This window comes from Thermodesulfovibrionales bacterium, assembly GCA_035686305.1.
Taxonomy (GTDB): Bacteria; Nitrospirota; Thermodesulfovibrionia; order Thermodesulfovibrionales; family UBA9159; genus DASRZP01.
This window is the reverse complement of the sequence record DASRZP010000064.1, coordinates 1-14,931: the sequence shown is the minus strand read 5'-3', so window position 1 is coordinate 14,931 and position 14,931 is coordinate 1. Positions and strand designations below refer to the sequence as shown.

Here is a 14,931-nt window from a genome sequence, read left to right as displayed (position 1 = left end):
ATGAAGAGAATATTGCCCTTCGCCCTTCTCATGTTCATGCTTTTTTGCTGCTTATCTTCTGAAGACTCCTATGCTGACATGTCCGGTTACTGCCTCGTCCCTCCCTATGTGATTCAGGACGTTCCTGCCAATATCATGTTCCTCGTCGACAATTCGGGAAGCATGTGGAACCTGGCCAACGCCTGCATAAGCACTTACGTGGCGACATCGGGGACAAATACCAATGCGATACCCGTTAAATCGGTCTCCGGCTTCAAGGCAGGCCAGGCAATAGAGTTGATACACTCCGGTGCCGCTACACAGGTATGGATCACGTCTATTGACAGCACCAACAATATCCTTACCGTTGGCGCAAATGTGGCGGCCTTTTCGCCGGGTGACACGGTTATGGACAAAGGCTGCTCAGACACCAACGGCTATTACTTTGACCAGCCATCCTCCGCGTGTCCAACATCGACGACTGCCACATGCAACAATCCCGGGAGCTACCCCTCTACGACGACATCACAAACAAAGAGCAGTTCCACAACCTACGTTTGCGTAAACGATGTCACCGGTTTTACAAATGGAGAGAGCATTCTTATCGGAACAACTGCAAGGACTATTGCATCTTCAAACGGCGTCAGTACAAGTTGCAGCAGCAATTGCACCTCTGGTAAGTGCCTTATCGTAACTTCCTCGCTCACCTATAATTCCGGCGTGACGGTAAAGGATTCCTGCTATGACTACAGCACGTCGGGCGGAAATATCGCCTTCTCCGACGTTTCCGATTTCTCCGTGGGCGAGGTTATCGTCGTTGTGCACGGAGGAACACCGTATACGACTACGATCACCGCAAAAAATACCTCGACGACGCCGGACTCGCTCCAGGTCACGCCTGCCGTGACGATCGCAGCGAATGATCCTATCTACGATTATACCTGCTACAACTATCAGACGCCCTATCCCGAACACAGCTTCGATCCAACCCAGACATACTACGGCTACTTTAATGGAAGCTACTGGTACACCTACTCATCGAGCAGATTCCTGACGAGCCGTCTGAAAAGCGCGGGCGCGAAGGCGTCAACAGAATGGGACGGCAACTTCCTCAACTGGCTGACGATGAGGAGAAGAGACATCATCCGAAAGGCATTGACAGGCGGAAACGACTGCACTGTTACAGGGGGGTCATGCGCAGGCAGTGAAAGCGCGGGATATGGAAGGCTCCGCGGGGTAAAGCCCGATGGCAGCAGCCGGGGAATATACAAGGCAGTTCAGAATGCGGAACAGTACATGGACTGTTCCAGCTGGAGTTGCACGGCAAATACCAACGCGAGTTTCACCTTCGCCACAGGCGGGTCTGACCCCTCCTCCTTCACAGCATATACCGGCGCCGCTACATCATGGACGAGCAGGGGGTCTTTCAATGTCGATGTCAGGGCCCGTAATTCCACCTCTTCTCCTATCGCAGGGGTCATACAGAATGTCGTCGGCGCCAAGGCAAGGATAGGGCTCGCAGTCTATAACCTCATCGACGGGGGCAACGTTCCCGTTAATGTTTCGGGAACGAGCATGAGTTCCGTAATCTCAAACATTAATACTCAGCCGCCGAGCGCCAATACCCCCCTTGCTGAGTCATTGTGGACCGTCGTGGGATATTTCGCCCAGCAGTCGTCGATGTTAAGCGGGCCGGGGCCGAGATGGAACAGCTCCGATTTCACCATCGGCAATGCCGCCGACCCTCTGAATTACGGAACGAGCACTTCACCGAGATGGCCGTCCTGTTCAAAAAGCTACGTTCTCCTCATTACTGACGGAGAACCCTGCCAGGACGGAAGTCTCCCTTCAACCCTGAAAGATTACGCTGCAGGCAGGTCGATATTCAATTGCCAAAACTCCAGCTGTCCCGCCCTTGCCGGCTCTTCTCCCGATACCTATTCCTTTCCTGCGGCTGCGATCTCAGGCTGCAGCTCCGGCAGTGTTGCCGGCCTTGAAGACGTTGCCCTCTACATGCACACGAATGACCTGAGGAGCGACATCAGCAAAACGCAGAACCTGACCCTCTATACGGTCTATGCCTTCGGCAAAGGTTCGATGCTCCTGAGGTTTGCTGCGATAAACGGAGGCTTCAACGACTTCGACGGATCGGGAAAGCCCGATCAACAGGCCAAGTGGAATTCTTTGGGGAAGGTCGATGAGAACGGTTACAGCATCCCCGACAATTATTACGAGGCTGCTGACGGCTACTCCCTGGAGGCTTCGCTGCAGATGGCCCTTTCGACCATGCTCTCAAGGGCTTCGTCCGGCACTGCGGCGTCAGTTCTGGCCTCTGGCCAGGGCAGCGGGGCTAACCTCATTCAGGCGGTCTTTTATCCACGGCGGAAGTTCGGAAACGATGTGATCTCCTGGACAGGTGAGAACCAGAACCTCTGGTACTATATCGACCCCTTCTTCAACACGAACAGCATAAGGGAAGATACGCTCGTCGAAACACCTGACAGGATACAAGACCTGGTCAACGATTACGTCGTCCAGCTCTACTTCGACACCACCGCGCAACAGGCGATGGCAAAACGCTTCCAGGATGTGAACGGCGACGGATCTTCCCTCGTCGCCAAATCAACGGTCACCCTGGAGAACCTGTCAAGCATCTGGAAAGCGGGGAGCGTGTTATGGAGAAGAGACCCCGTAGCGAGTCCGAGGACGATCTATACTCCTTGCCTGAGCGGCGGTTCGTGCATCTCGAGCAAGAACCTCATGACCTTCACGGAGAGCCCCACAGACAACAGCTCTTCACTCGCACCCTACCTCCAGATGACCACGGACGCTGCTGGTATTCAGACAGCCAAAGACATCATACGCTTTGTCCACGGGTACAGAACTACCTCGGATGGATTCAGCTTCGATTACAATCCAAGTCCTCCGCTCCAGATTGTCGACAGAAACGCAGACGGTGAGCCCGATTACCGGATGCGGACCGTCACGGTCGGCAAGACAACCAACATTTGGAAATTAGGCGACATCATCAATTCGACACCGAAGATCTCCTCCTGGCTCTCGCTGAACTCCTACGACACAAGGTACAACGATACGTCCTATAAGAACTTCACCAGCTCCTCCACTTACACAAACCGGGGGCTGGTCTTTACCGGCGCGAACGACGGCTTGCTCCATGCCTTCAAGCTCGGCCAGCTCGTCCTGAGCTGGTCAGGACAAGGCGTGTACCAGAAGGCCAAACTCGTGAACCCCGACACGAGCACGCCCATCGGCTATGAACAGTGGGCATTTATTCCGAAGAACGCTCTCCCCTATCTCCCGTATACCGCCGATCCTAATTACTGCCATTCTTATTCTGTCGACCTCACCCCTGTTATCCTCGACGCGAGTATCGGCGCTCCAGGATCAGGGGATGTATCGGCGAGTCTCAAAACCACCGGCAACCGCGACTGCTCAACACCCGGCACTTGCGACTGGAGGACGATCCTCATCGGCGGGATGAGGTGGGGCGGGGCATGCAGGAAAACCGGCACCGCATGCAATTCAGGACAATGCTCCGTAACGACGGGGACATCCTGCACGACAAATTCCAACTGCCCCAGCGGCGAGACCTGTGTCCCCAACTGCGTGAATACACCGATCACCGACCCTTCGGACTCAACAAAGGGCCTCGGCTATTCATCCTACTTTGCCCTCGATGTCACCGACCAGAGCAACCCGAGTCTCCTCTGGGAGTATTCGAGTGACAATCTCGGTTTTGCTACGACAGGCCCTGCGATCGTAAGAGTCGGGGACAAGGCTACCAACGGCAAGTGGTTTGCCGTCTTCGGCTCAGGTCCTACGGGCCCAATGGATACCACAAACTTCCAATTCCTTGGCCGCTCGGACCAGCCCCTGAAGTTCTTCGTCGTTGATCTGAAGACCGGCGCCCTTGCTGCGACTATCGATCCCGGCATTCCGACCGCCTTTTCGGGCTCCCTCTATAACGCCTCAGTCGACACGGATTATGACTACCAGGATGATGCGGTATATGCAGGGTATGTGAAGAAGTCAGGCTCGACATGGACAGACGGCGGGATAGGAACAATTGTTACAAAACACGATCCTAACCCTGCACACTGGACATGGAGAACCGTCATGGACGGCATCGGACCCGTGACTTCAGCCGTCGCGAACATATACGACACAAGAAAAGGGATCCTCTGGTTATACTTCGGCACAGGCAGGTACTTCTATGAACAGAGCACCACCATTGACGACCAGGATAGCCAGAGATATCTCATCGGCATGAAGGACCCCTGTTTCAACACCACATCCGATGTAACGGGCCTTACCAATAGCTGCACCTCCACGGTGGGCCTCTCGAGCCTGACCGATGTCAGCTCGATCGGGAACGTGCCTACAGAAACGGTTGCAAACAGTTCGGGCTTTAAGGGCTGGTACATCAAGCTCGACGGCACCGGCTCATATACGTACTCTCCTGATCCGGCAGCGAATTTCCGGGCTGAAAGGGTTGTCACCGATACCGTCACATCAACGACCGGAAATGTGATCTTCACCTCTTACAAACCTTACAGCGATGAATGTTCGATCGGGGGCAAGAGCTTCGTCTGGGCCACAAGATACAATACCGGAGGCGCCCCTGGCAGCCTGCTCAAGGGCACGGCATTGCTCCAGACGTCAACGGGAGCTATTACGTCGATGAACCTCTCGAACGCCTTCACCCTTGCGGGGGGGAGAAAATCCGGCTCGGTGGAAGGCTACTCTTCTGAACGTCCGCCGTCTACAATCGAATTGCCTCAACCCGTAAAAAAGGCGATACACGTGAGAGAGAGATGAAAGACTGCCGGGGAGTGACCCTTGTGGAGCTGATCGTCGTGGTAAGCATAGTTGCCATACTCGCGACAGCCTTGGGCTTTCAGTTCACGGGCTGGATGAAGAGTTACAGGATAGAGAGCGAAGTAAAACAGATGTACACCGATCTCACGAACGCGAGGTTACAGGCGATGCAGCAGAACACCTGCCAGTTTCTCGTCTTCACTGCCACCACCTACCAGCTCTTTCAGGACAAGAATGGAAACTGCCTCTATGACGCTGGTACCGATACGTCGTGGAAGGCCTTTGCCAGCGCCGTAAAGCTGACTGATTCGCTCACCTCTACAGGGACCGTCATCACGGACACGAAAGGGCTCGTCTCTCTCAGCCCCGCCGGAACCACAATTCAGGTCAATGACGGCACGAACGCCTCTCCCGATTATGACTGCTTGTTGCTGGAGCAGACGCGCATCAAGATCGGGAAATGGTCTGGAGGCTCATGCAATGCGAACTGAAAAGGGACTGACGCTTATCGAAGTGATGATCGCCCTTGTGGTCTTTCTCTTCGTCTCCCTCGCCCTGATGCAGACTGCATTGTTGAGCATCGACTCCAACATGATCAGCGCCCTGAGGGACGAAGGGGTGAAGGTAGCTGAGCAGAGGATGAACGACGCAAGGAGTTTGCCTTTCCACGCGAGCAATGACATGCTGACAGGAGCTTCGGATGTCTCGTCACTCTCTGCAGCAAATTGTCCCTCGTCGGCCTTTCGTGCTTCCTTTCCGACAGGCGTGGCTGTGCAAAGAAATGTGAGGAGCATCTCGAACTTCAGCTTCTGCACGAATATGACAGTAACGCCCATCCCGAGCGCCATCAATCCGACGAGCGCGAGAGTCACTGTCACGGCGGGATGGCAGTGGCGGGGTCAGGATTACAGCCACAGCATATCAACGATCATTATGAGAGAACTATGATGAAACGCGAAGATGGGTTTACCTTGGTAGAGCTCATGATTACCATGGCTGTACTCGCCTTTTCCCTGGCAGCCGCTTCAACAGTCTTCACCGCTCTCTTGAGCCAGTTCAAGCAGCAGACCAAGATCGCCGAGACCTCAATAGAAGGGATCGTCGGCCTCGAGATCATGAGGCAGGACATCGAGGGTGCGGGATATGGGCTGCCCTGGAACCTCGGAGGATCGATCTACAGGGAAGCGGTTGACGACGGGAATACCCCATGGGCCGATACCACCATGAATGACGGCCCTTCCGGCAATCCCGGGCGGGTTCCCCCTCCGCCCTCGTCAAACCCGCAAGACATCGCCGGCGCATCCAACCCCCCGGCTGCCTTCAGGAGTATGAAACAGGTCTCAATGAACGGTTACTCCGATGTTCTTTCGGTTAAATCCGTAGTTGTGGCCCAGAACAGCGCGTCGCAGAAGTGGACCCAGCTGGCTTTGGGGAACCTGAAAAAAAACGGTCTGTCCGGAGATTCCTTTTCGAACCCCGATCTCGTGACCATCATCTATACCGGCGGAACAACCCATCTCCTCGTCCATAACGGCGCGTCGAATTGGTCGACGACATACGCAAACACTGCGTCCTTCGCGCCCGGCCCTTCCCCGGCGGTAGGCGCGGCAGCAGACCTCGTGATGAATTACCCTGAAATTTCAGCCTCCAACACGCTGATTGTATTTATTGTCTATGGTGTCGACCCTGGTACGGGTGTGGCATCCCTCAGAATGCCCTTTAACCGGGCCGATTTCTATGTCAGGGTACCGGCAGCCAACCTCCCGAAACAGTGTGCCGCCGGCACAGGTGTCCTTTACAAAGGGACGTTCAGTCAGAGCAACGGGACGATTGTGAACGAACTCCCCATTCTTGACTGCGTTGTCGCCATGCGCGTAATTTTCACACTCGACCTTTACGGTAACGGAGCCTACACCTATACGGACGATATTTCCGGCTTGACCGCAGCTGATATACGGGCATGGTTGAAAGAGGTCAGGGTCTACATATTGGCGCAGGAAGGACAGAAAGACCCAAATTATACGTACCCGAACAGCACCGTAACCCTTGGTGAAACCGGGATGCTTCCGGTAAATATCGACATGACGACGATAACGAACTACCAGAACTACCGGTGGAAGCCATATACCCTGATCGTGAGACCGACAAATCTGAGGTGAGCATGAAGTTTTTGAAGAACGAGAGAGGGATCGCACTGGCAACGGTCTTGGTGCTTTCTGCGGTCTGTCTCGGCATTATGGCGGCACTGATATACATGGTGACGGCAAAGACACAGTTTTCAGGGATGCAAAAGAGATACTATACAGCACTCGAAGCGGGCAAAGGTGGTACCGACACGATCTATCAGGTGATCGGAGCTGCAGCGGGCGGTGATAATACGACCGTAAATTCATCAATAAGTACCTTTCTTTCTGACCCGTCGCTGGCAGGTCTCAGCCCGGTCATTACAACCCCTGGTTCATGCACGAGCACGTCCTCTCCTGGAAACGGCAGTGTCCCGTATACTGGATTGGCCGCAAAGCTGAAGACGGGCACGAAAAAGGCTGACGGCACACAAAATTGGAGCAGCGGTTGTGACACCTCTGTGACGATAACACCGGGCAGTACGGGTACCTATGACCTTCAGTTCGATTTTGTCGGGACCAACCCCTTCTTGGGGGCAAACAATCCGACATACAGGGTTTATGCAAAGATCGTGGACACCGTCGAAGGCAGTCCTATCGGCTCTGACTCAGGTCTGAGAAACCAAGGAACCACGAGTTCTGGAGGGACAGGAGGAGTTGGTATGCACTTTCTCTACACCATAGAAATCGATGCTGAGAACCTCGCCAATCCGGCTGAAAGGGCGAAGTTGTCGGTCCTCTATCAATACTGATCATGCGGGGACTCGCCTCTCTCATGACATTCTTGCTTCTCCTCTCCCTCTCCTGCTCCTCGGAAAAGAGCGGGGAGATGGGCCGACAGAAAGATTCCGAGTCGGTAAAAGAGGCGGTACAAGGAGCCTCACAGTCAGTTAACGAGAGTTCTGCACTCTATGGCATAAGAATTTCTCCGGAAAAAGCCACAACAGATTCGACGATTGTCCTCAGCCCGCAAGGCTTCGATCTAGCTGCCGCAAAGATCGAGTGGCTGGTGAATGGTAAAACCGTAGCCAGCCCGATACCGAATCAGTTCAAACCATCAGGCGTCAGAAAAGGCGATAAGGTCCAGGTCAGGGCGATGATAGGGGGAAGAGAAGTCCTGTCCGACATCGTGCAGATAAGAAACGCACCACCGCAGATTACCGACGCAAAGATCGTCCCTGAGTCCGGTCAGGGCGGTTCTCTGAGTGTCGAAACAGCGGTGCGGGATGCGGACGGCGATAATATTACCCTCCAATATGAATGGACAAAGAATGGAGAGCCTGCCGGAAACGGCAAACGGATAATCGGTCCACTCAAGAGAGGTGATAAGATATCCGTCAGGATAACCGCCTTCGATGGAGAGGAGTACGGCAATACTGTCGTGTTAAACAGAGAGATCGCGAACATGCCTCCGGTAGTCATGGATGATAAGAAGGTCAGCTTCGATGGGAAGGTCTACATCTATCAGATCAAGGCTGCCGACCCTGATGGAGATGCCCTGACGTATTCCCTCAAGTCGGGGCCTCCAGGGATGACCGTTGACGGATCGCGGGGAATTGTACGATGGGAGGTGCCGAAGGAATTCGTCGGCGCAGCGCCCGCTTCTGTTATCGTCTCTGACGGTCATGGCGGAGATATCACACACATCTTTACCGCAATCATCTCGCGGGATAAGTGATCGGAACCTATAGTCGCTTCACCCTTTCACTACTCCCAAGGGCCTGAGCCTGGCGACCTTCCTTGATATTCCAGCATGGTGAACAACGTCGACTACGTTTGCTATGTCCTTGTAAGCCTCTGACATCTCCTCGGCAAGCGTCTCACGGCCTGCCGACCTCACGATTATCCCCTTATCCTCCATCTCCCTCCAAATAGAACGCCCCTTTGCCTGACGTATCGCCTGGTGGCGCGACATGACTCGACCCGCACCGTGGCATGTCGAACCAAAGGTCTCCTCCATCGCCTTTTCCGTCCCGATCAACACAAATGATGCCCTTCCCATATCTCCGGGTATCAGCACAGGCTGGCCAAAAGGCCGGTAGGCCTGCGGCAGATCAGGATGCCCCGGTGCAAAGGCCCTCGTCGCGCCCTTCCTGTGGACAACGAGCTTTCTCTTCTTCCCATCAACGATATGGTCCTCAACCTTCGCAATATTATGGGCCACATCATAGATGAGACTCATACCGAGTTGCCCCGGAGTTGACTGAAAGACCTTCATAAAGGCCTCACGCGCCCAGTGCATAATACACTGTCTGTTTGCCCAGGCATAATTTGCCGCAGCCCTCATCGCGGCAAGATAATCCTTTGCCTCGGAGCTTGCGAAAGGCGCACAGGCGAGTTCCCTGTCAGGAAGCTCGATGTGATATTTGCTCACCGCCCTCTCCATGACCTCAAGGAAATCTGTGCAGACCTGATGACCGAAGCCCCGGGAACCGGTATGGATCATCACCGTGGCCTGTCCGCTGAAGAGCCCCAAGGCGTTCGCAACCCCCTGATCATAGATTTCGTCAACATACTGCACTTCGATAAAATGGTTGCCCGAGCCGAGGGTCCCCTGCTGCGCCCTTCCCCTTTCATAGGCCTTCTGACTTATGAGATCAGGATCTGCACCGTCAATGCAGCCTCCGGATTCGGTCTTCTCCAGATCGGCCGGCTCACCGAGTCCCTGCTCGACAGCCCAGCGGGCGCCCTTTATGAGGAGATGTCTGTGACTTTCTGATGTGAGACGGATCTTTCCCTTCGAACCGACGCCCGAAGGCACTTCGCTAGAGAGGACCCCCACGAGATCCTTGAGCCTCGAAACAACCTCGTCTTTTCTGAGGTTGCTCCTGAGGAGCCTGACTCCTCAATTGATGTCATAGCCCACGCCGCCCGGCGAGATTATCCCGTCCTTCACATCAAAAGCAGCCACCCCGCCGATGCTGAACCCATACCCCGTGTGAATATCGGGCATCGCAAGAGAGGCGCCGACGATACCCGGGAGCATCGCCACATTCGCAACCTGATCAATGCACTGGCTCTCCAGGGCCTTCTCGAGGACCTCGTCCACATAAATGATTCCTCTAACCTTCATGCCGGCCTTGTAATCGACAGGTACTTCAACCTTTGTACCATCAATCCTCCGCAGTTTATCGAGACTCATAGAATCACCTCCTCTCAGCCTTTGCCTGTTTTTGTTCCCATTCCTTCGGCAGTCAAACACATGAAACGTATTGCTGTTTGTCATTCCGGCTTGTCCGGAATCTTTTCTGGTTTCTCAGAAGGATTCCCGACGCGCTCCGCTTGCGGGAATGACAGCCTCCAAAGTATTTGGCTGCAGGAGTAATAGTTCTCAAGTTTACCTTCCAGTTGCATAAAACTATCTTGTTCGGGAAGGCAGGTATGGTGAGAAGCCTTGTATCCCGATACCTTTGATGGTTGCCGACTGCGCCGCTGTATGCTCAATGCGGGAGGTCACTTACGATGAAGTCATCGAAGTACCTCGTTACCGGAATCTCATCGCATGTACAGGGCTTCGATCCATGCCTGCCTTGCCATCGTTTGCAACGTCAGGGTTTATATATCGAAAATAACGTCAACCTCCCAGTGATCATCAATCCTTTCGACCCTCAACCTGTGATAGGTCGCAGCCTTTATGAGCAATTTCCTCTCATGCCTTACGGGATCAAAGTCCTCGCCTGATACTTCTGCCTCAATCCTATTATTATTCAGGCTCTTGACCGATATCTTCTTCCCGATGAACCCATAGGCATCAAGGGAAAAGATCAGCTCGTTCAACCACGATACGAGGAGCCCTTCGAGCGAATGGCTATCGCAGGAAACGGTGATACGCTTTGCCTCTTCGATGCCTTCGAGGTTTGTAATGAGACTGTACATTCCGACTGCCGAGTTGACAAAGGCCTCCTCGATGTTTTTCCCATATGCCTTTATTCCCGCATCACCGGAGATATCGAGAGTCTCAAAGGCCTCCATGTCTAAAGGGTAGCACGGAAGAAGGCGACAGTCAACGTGAGGAGAGTATGAACTTCCTGAGGGCGTCTTTATAGGGGATTGGTCTGAACTTGAAAGACTTTTCCACGGCGTCAGGGGCGCAGATGTTATCTTGTTCCAGGAGTGAGAGCTGTTCAGCCGTTACCGTCGGCACCTCTTTCCCAAAGAATTTCCCTATGCTCTGCGCAAGTCCAACAAAAGGGATGCCTGCCTTTGCCAAAACGATTGGCAGGTGCACCAAGGGTTTCTTTACTCCCATCACATCCATCAGCTGGGCCACAAGCTCATTGTATGTCAGGTGGTCAGGGCCTCCGAGTTCGTACGTCCTGCCAAAGGCATCCTTATTGTCGATTATAGCCAGGAGACACTTTACCAGGTCATCCACGTCTATAGGCTGGAACCTGGCATTTCCGCTCCCGGGGATTGCCACAACAGGCGCCAGTCTTACGAGGTCCTTCAACTTTTCAGTGAAACCATCCTTCTCGCCGATAACGAGGGACGGTCTGAAGATGGTGAAAGGCAGCCCGCTTCCCTTGACAATCTCCTCAGCCTCAGCCTTTGTCCGGTGGTATTTCGCCGGAGATTCGGGTGATGCCCCCAGGGCAGACTGATAGAAGAAATGTTTCACGCCGGCAGCCTTGGCCTCATCCACGAGATTCGCAGTTCCCTCAACATGGACCTTCTCGAAGGTCACGCCATTTCTCTCTTCAATGATGCCGACAAGGTGTACAACCATCTCAGCACCGTCGAGACGCCTTCTGAGACTCTCCCTGTCCGTTATATCACCGACAGCGACTTCAAACCCCGTCTCTTCACAGAGGGCTGCCCTCTCCCGTTTCCTCGCGAGACACCGTGATGCATATCCCTTCTCCTTCAGCGCCCTGATGAGATGCTTACCGATAAACCCTGTGCCGCCGGCGATAAAGATCATCTTCTTGAGACCCTCTGATTGTTTGCGACTTACTGAGGAACCCTTTTTACGCATTCCCATGGTCACCAGATGAGCCTTGCGCGCCTGATAGACCAGCAGGAGACGAAGACATAGACACAATAAGAAGCGGTATGGCGGTGGCTTATTCCAACCTTCACACCCATCACCGTTGTCCTGCCGATACCGATCCCCAGACCGTTTATCTCATCGACCAGCCTCTTCTCCAGACCGGCTACGGCCTCATATTCACTGGAATCGCTCATCCTCCTGAAGAGCTGTCTCTTGGCGAGGACCGCGACCTGGTCATCGGTGGCGCCGACGCCTACACCGATGATATAGGGTGGGCACCCTTTTCCCTCGTTCCTCCTCAATGCATCAATCACGCATTTTCCAACGCCTTCGAGATCCATATGGGCCTGCAGTTCTTTTACAGGCAGTCTGTAGAGATGACCCACATTCTCGCAGCCCGCATCTTTCAGCATGAGGTCGATCTTCAGGGTATCATCAGCGGTCTCTTCAATATAGATGATGGGGAATCCGATCCCTGTATTGTTGCCGGAGTTCTTTTCGCTCAGTACGTCGATGGCATTGGGCACCAGGGGAATATTCTCGGTCGCTATGGCCGTCGCCTCACGCACGGTATTCCTGAGTTCCGTGTGACTCAAGCCGTGGGGCGCTGTCATATAGAAAACGGGTACACCGATATCCTGGCAGACAGGACCTTCCGTCTTTCGTGAAATACGGATATCCCCGAGGATTTTGGAAAGGGCTTCCTTCACGTCGGGGTCTTCTTCAGCGGCAAAGGCGGCTTTCAGCGCGTCCTCAACATCGGGGGGGATGGAGGTAGCCGCCTTTCGGTAGAGTTCCACGATTCCGTCACGAAGTTTCAGCATCCTAGAAGATTATATCACATAATATTCAGATCTCTCTGTCCTGCCTTTGCCTATTCTTCTCCCCATTATGTAGAATAAGCAGTGCTGCCCAACCGGACACTGTACGTCTATTGAGCAGCCGGCACGAAGAAGGAGTTGAATCATGCTTATCGTCATGCACCACTCGGCAACTGACAAGGATATCGAGCGCGTAAAAAAGACCATCGAGATGATTGAGGCAGGCTGAAAATCATGGAAATAATAATTCCATTGGAAAATCAACTTGTTTTTGATATTCTTGTTCTTATGAAAACCTCTTTAGAGGAGGGATAGGATGATAAGGAAGATAGAAGTTAAGAATTACAAAAGTTTGAAAAATGTAGACCTGGAAATGAGGAGGCGCAACATACTTGTTGGGCCTAATATGGCCGGCAAGAGCACTCTCTTAGATTGTTTCAGGTTTCTAACGCAAATGTGTATTTCTGGTGTAAATACGGCCTTCTTGAATCGAGGCGGATTTTCGGAAGTTGTGTGGAAAGGCGAAGACAATGGGCCAATTTCATTTCGACTGGTTATTGAACATGATGCCGATCAAAAGGAGTCCGAAAAAAGCTACGACTATGAAATTGCGATTAACGGTTCTCCCACCGGTCTAATCTCAGTCGAGAAGGAACATTTATCTGTTGAAAAGGACGGACAGACGTCGACATTGCTGGACTTACGGCATGGCCAAGGTAAAGTTATGCATGCAAGTGGAGCAATCGCATTCGTCACTGAAGACCCTACTCGATCTGCTCTAGAATTTAGTGTCCCGGGTTGGGAAGGGATGGAAATTAAGAACGAGCTCGCTACATGGCGCTTCTATCGCTTGCTGCCTGCGCTGATGAAGCAGCCCAATGCAGTTGTGGCTCAAAAGTTTCTAACAGAAAATGGGGAAAATTTCTCAAGCTGGTTTATGACGCTTCAAACGAATTACCCGGACGAATTCCGTTTAGTCAAGCAGACTGCTTGTGATGTGTTTCCCGCGCTGAAGGAAATTTTGACACCTCCCACACAGTTTGCGACGACTTTTGTGATTACTATGGAAAAATACTTCAAGAGACCCATCACCCTGGGACATATGTCTGACGGAGAGATTGCCTTTTTGGCATGGCTTTCTTTGATTTTTTCGCCATCGGCGTTAGGAGCACCTTTGTTTTGCATTGAAGAATTAGAAAATCACCTGCATCCAAAATTATTGGAAACCCTGGTTGAGGTTCTAAACCAAAAACAAAAGGAATTGGGGTCGCAAGCAGCACAAATCATCGTGACGACTCATTCGCCGTATCTGGTTGACAAGGTGGAACTTGATGATCTTATTGTTGTTGAGAAAAGCGATGGCGCCACAAGATGCACACGACCTTCTTCAAAAAGCCATCTAAAGGAACTGTTAGAGCGTGAAGAACTTGGCCTTGGAGAATTATGGTATTCAGGCGCGCTTAGCGGCAATTGATGGCAACATGACGGAGTACTAATCGAAGGGACTTATGATGAGGCGGCTCTTACGGAGCTTATTAAGAAATGCCTTTCGAGCGATATTCGAATGATCTCCCGTACAAGCGGCGGGACAGATCGTTTGATGAACAAGTTTCCGAGCTTTCTTGAATTATTCCGGTTTGCGAACCAAGGGGGCCACGTCGATAAGGTATTCGTGATTCGAGATGCTGATAACAAGAACGTTGCCGAACTCTTAGAGAGGATGAAAAACAAAATTGAGGGCCGGACATATCCTTTCGAAGTGAAGTTTGTAGTTATAGTCCAGGCCCTTGAAACGTGGCTTCTTGCTGATGACGAAGCAATATCGAGAGTAACACAAGCGCGCTCAGGAAGAACCGTATCCAAGGTAAATGAAAACCTTGGGTCGATTGCTCGACCTAAGAATCATCTTACACAAATGCTTTCTGAAGCTGAAGTGCCCTATACAGATAAAGTGGCAAAGGAGATAGCGAGAGCATCGGATATTTCAAAGATAGAATATCGCTGCCCAAAGTTTCGCGAGTTTCGTGAAGCCGTTGTTCAGGAGTTTCGGAGATCTCTCCTGATTTAGTCGACAACCCGTTGAAAACTATGATAAATTCTGCATCAAAGATGTAAGACCCACCTAAGCACCGGGAAATTCCTTTAGAAATAGTTGTCGTTATTGACTGCGTGCATTTTG

11 protein-coding genes and 1 pseudogene are annotated in these 14,931 nt (G+C 52.6%); 8 read left to right on the top strand and 4 right to left on the bottom strand.

From position 1 onward, the window contains the following. Genes VFG09_07975 through VFG09_07950 form a run of 6 tightly spaced genes read left to right on the top strand, consistent with a single transcriptional unit; the run spans window position 1 to window position 8,619 of the window. Complete coding sequence (locus VFG09_07975) at window positions 1–4,818, top strand: hypothetical protein (GenBank protein ID HET6515081.1); 4,818 nt, start codon at window positions 1–3, stop codon at window positions 4,816–4,818. Beyond that, a complete protein-coding gene (locus VFG09_07970) occupies window positions 4,815–5,309 on the top strand; it encodes a GspH/FimT family pseudopilin (GenBank protein HET6515080.1) in 495 nt (164 codons plus the stop codon). Before VFG09_07975 ends, VFG09_07970 begins: the two co-directional genes overlap by 4 nt. Continuing rightward, complete coding sequence (locus VFG09_07965; GenBank protein ID HET6515079.1) at window positions 5,299–5,766, top strand: prepilin-type N-terminal cleavage/methylation domain-containing protein; 468 nt, start codon at window positions 5,299–5,301, stop codon at window positions 5,764–5,766. The genes VFG09_07970 and VFG09_07965 overlap by 11 nt, the downstream gene beginning before the upstream one ends. Continuing rightward, window positions 5,763–6,977: a prepilin-type N-terminal cleavage/methylation domain-containing protein gene (locus VFG09_07960; GenBank protein ID HET6515078.1), complete on the top strand. Its 1,215-nt coding sequence runs from the start codon at window positions 5,763–5,765 to the stop codon at window positions 6,975–6,977. Before VFG09_07965 ends, VFG09_07960 begins: the two co-directional genes overlap by 4 nt. A gap of 2 nt (window positions 6,978–6,979) precedes the next feature. Further along, window positions 6,980–7,693, top strand: coding sequence for a hypothetical protein (locus VFG09_07955; GenBank protein ID HET6515077.1), 714 nt, complete (start codon window positions 6,980–6,982; stop codon window positions 7,691–7,693). Window positions 7,694–7,716: 23 nt separating this feature from the next. Beyond that, window positions 7,717–8,619, top strand: a complete 903-nt coding sequence (locus VFG09_07950) for an Ig-like domain-containing protein (protein ID HET6515076.1) — start codon at window positions 7,717–7,719, stop codon at window positions 8,617–8,619. Window positions 8,620–8,637: 18 nt separating this feature from the next. Here VFG09_07950 and VFG09_07945 read toward each other — a convergent pair. The 4 genes and pseudogenes from VFG09_07945 to VFG09_07930 form a co-directional block, all read right to left on the bottom strand. Further along, window positions 8,638–10,014: pseudogene (locus VFG09_07945) on the bottom strand (RtcB family protein). A 482-nt stretch (window positions 10,015–10,496) separates the two neighbouring features. Then, window positions 10,497–10,913: an archease gene (locus VFG09_07940; protein HET6515075.1), complete on the bottom strand. Its 417-nt coding sequence runs from the start codon at window positions 10,911–10,913 to the stop codon at window positions 10,497–10,499. Window positions 10,914–10,944: 31 nt separating this feature from the next. Next, a complete protein-coding gene (locus VFG09_07935) occupies window positions 10,945–11,916 on the bottom strand; it encodes a complex I NDUFA9 subunit family protein (protein ID HET6515074.1) in 972 nt (323 codons plus the stop codon). Between the two features lie 8 nt (window positions 11,917–11,924). Then, complete coding sequence (locus tag VFG09_07930) at window positions 11,925–12,755, bottom strand: fumarate hydratase (GenBank protein HET6515073.1); 831 nt, start codon at window positions 12,753–12,755, stop codon at window positions 11,925–11,927. A gap of 313 nt (window positions 12,756–13,068) precedes the next feature. On the opposite strand from VFG09_07930, the gene VFG09_07925 reads away from it, so the two are divergent. Then, window positions 13,069–14,226 carry an AAA family ATPase gene (locus VFG09_07925; protein ID HET6515072.1) on the top strand — a complete coding sequence of 386 codons (1,158 nt, stop codon included), beginning with the start codon at window positions 13,069–13,071 and terminating at the stop codon, window positions 14,224–14,226. A gap of 21 nt (window positions 14,227–14,247) precedes the next feature. Next, window positions 14,248–14,820: a DUF4276 family protein gene (locus tag VFG09_07920; GenBank protein HET6515071.1), complete on the top strand. Its 573-nt coding sequence runs from the start codon at window positions 14,248–14,250 to the stop codon at window positions 14,818–14,820. The last annotated feature ends 111 nt before the right edge of the window (window positions 14,821–14,931 follow it).

Coding starts and splice junctions, on each gene's coding strand:
- VFG09_07975 (HET6515081.1), top strand. CDS start 1: ATGAAGAGAATATTGCCCTTCGCCCTTCTCATGTTCATGCTTTTTTGC.
- VFG09_07970 (HET6515080.1), top strand. CDS start 4,815: ATGAAAGACTGCCGGGGAGTGACCCTTGTGGAGCTGATCGTCGTGGTA.
- VFG09_07965 (HET6515079.1), top strand. CDS start 5,299: ATGCGAACTGAAAAGGGACTGACGCTTATCGAAGTGATGATCGCCCTT.
- VFG09_07960 (HET6515078.1), top strand. CDS start 5,763: ATGATGAAACGCGAAGATGGGTTTACCTTGGTAGAGCTCATGATTACC.
- VFG09_07955 (HET6515077.1), top strand. CDS start 6,980: ATGAAGTTTTTGAAGAACGAGAGAGGGATCGCACTGGCAACGGTCTTG.
- VFG09_07950 (HET6515076.1), top strand. CDS start 7,717: ATGACATTCTTGCTTCTCCTCTCCCTCTCCTGCTCCTCGGAAAAGAGC.
- VFG09_07940 (HET6515075.1), bottom strand. CDS start 10,913: ATGGAGGCCTTTGAGACTCTCGATATCTCCGGTGATGCGGGAATAAAG.
- VFG09_07935 (HET6515074.1), bottom strand. CDS start 11,916: ATGCGTAAAAAGGGTTCCTCAGTAAGTCGCAAACAATCAGAGGGTCTC.
- VFG09_07930 (HET6515073.1), bottom strand. CDS start 12,755: ATGCTGAAACTTCGTGACGGAATCGTGGAACTCTACCGAAAGGCGGCT.
- VFG09_07925 (HET6515072.1), top strand. CDS start 13,069: ATGATAAGGAAGATAGAAGTTAAGAATTACAAAAGTTTGAAAAATGTA.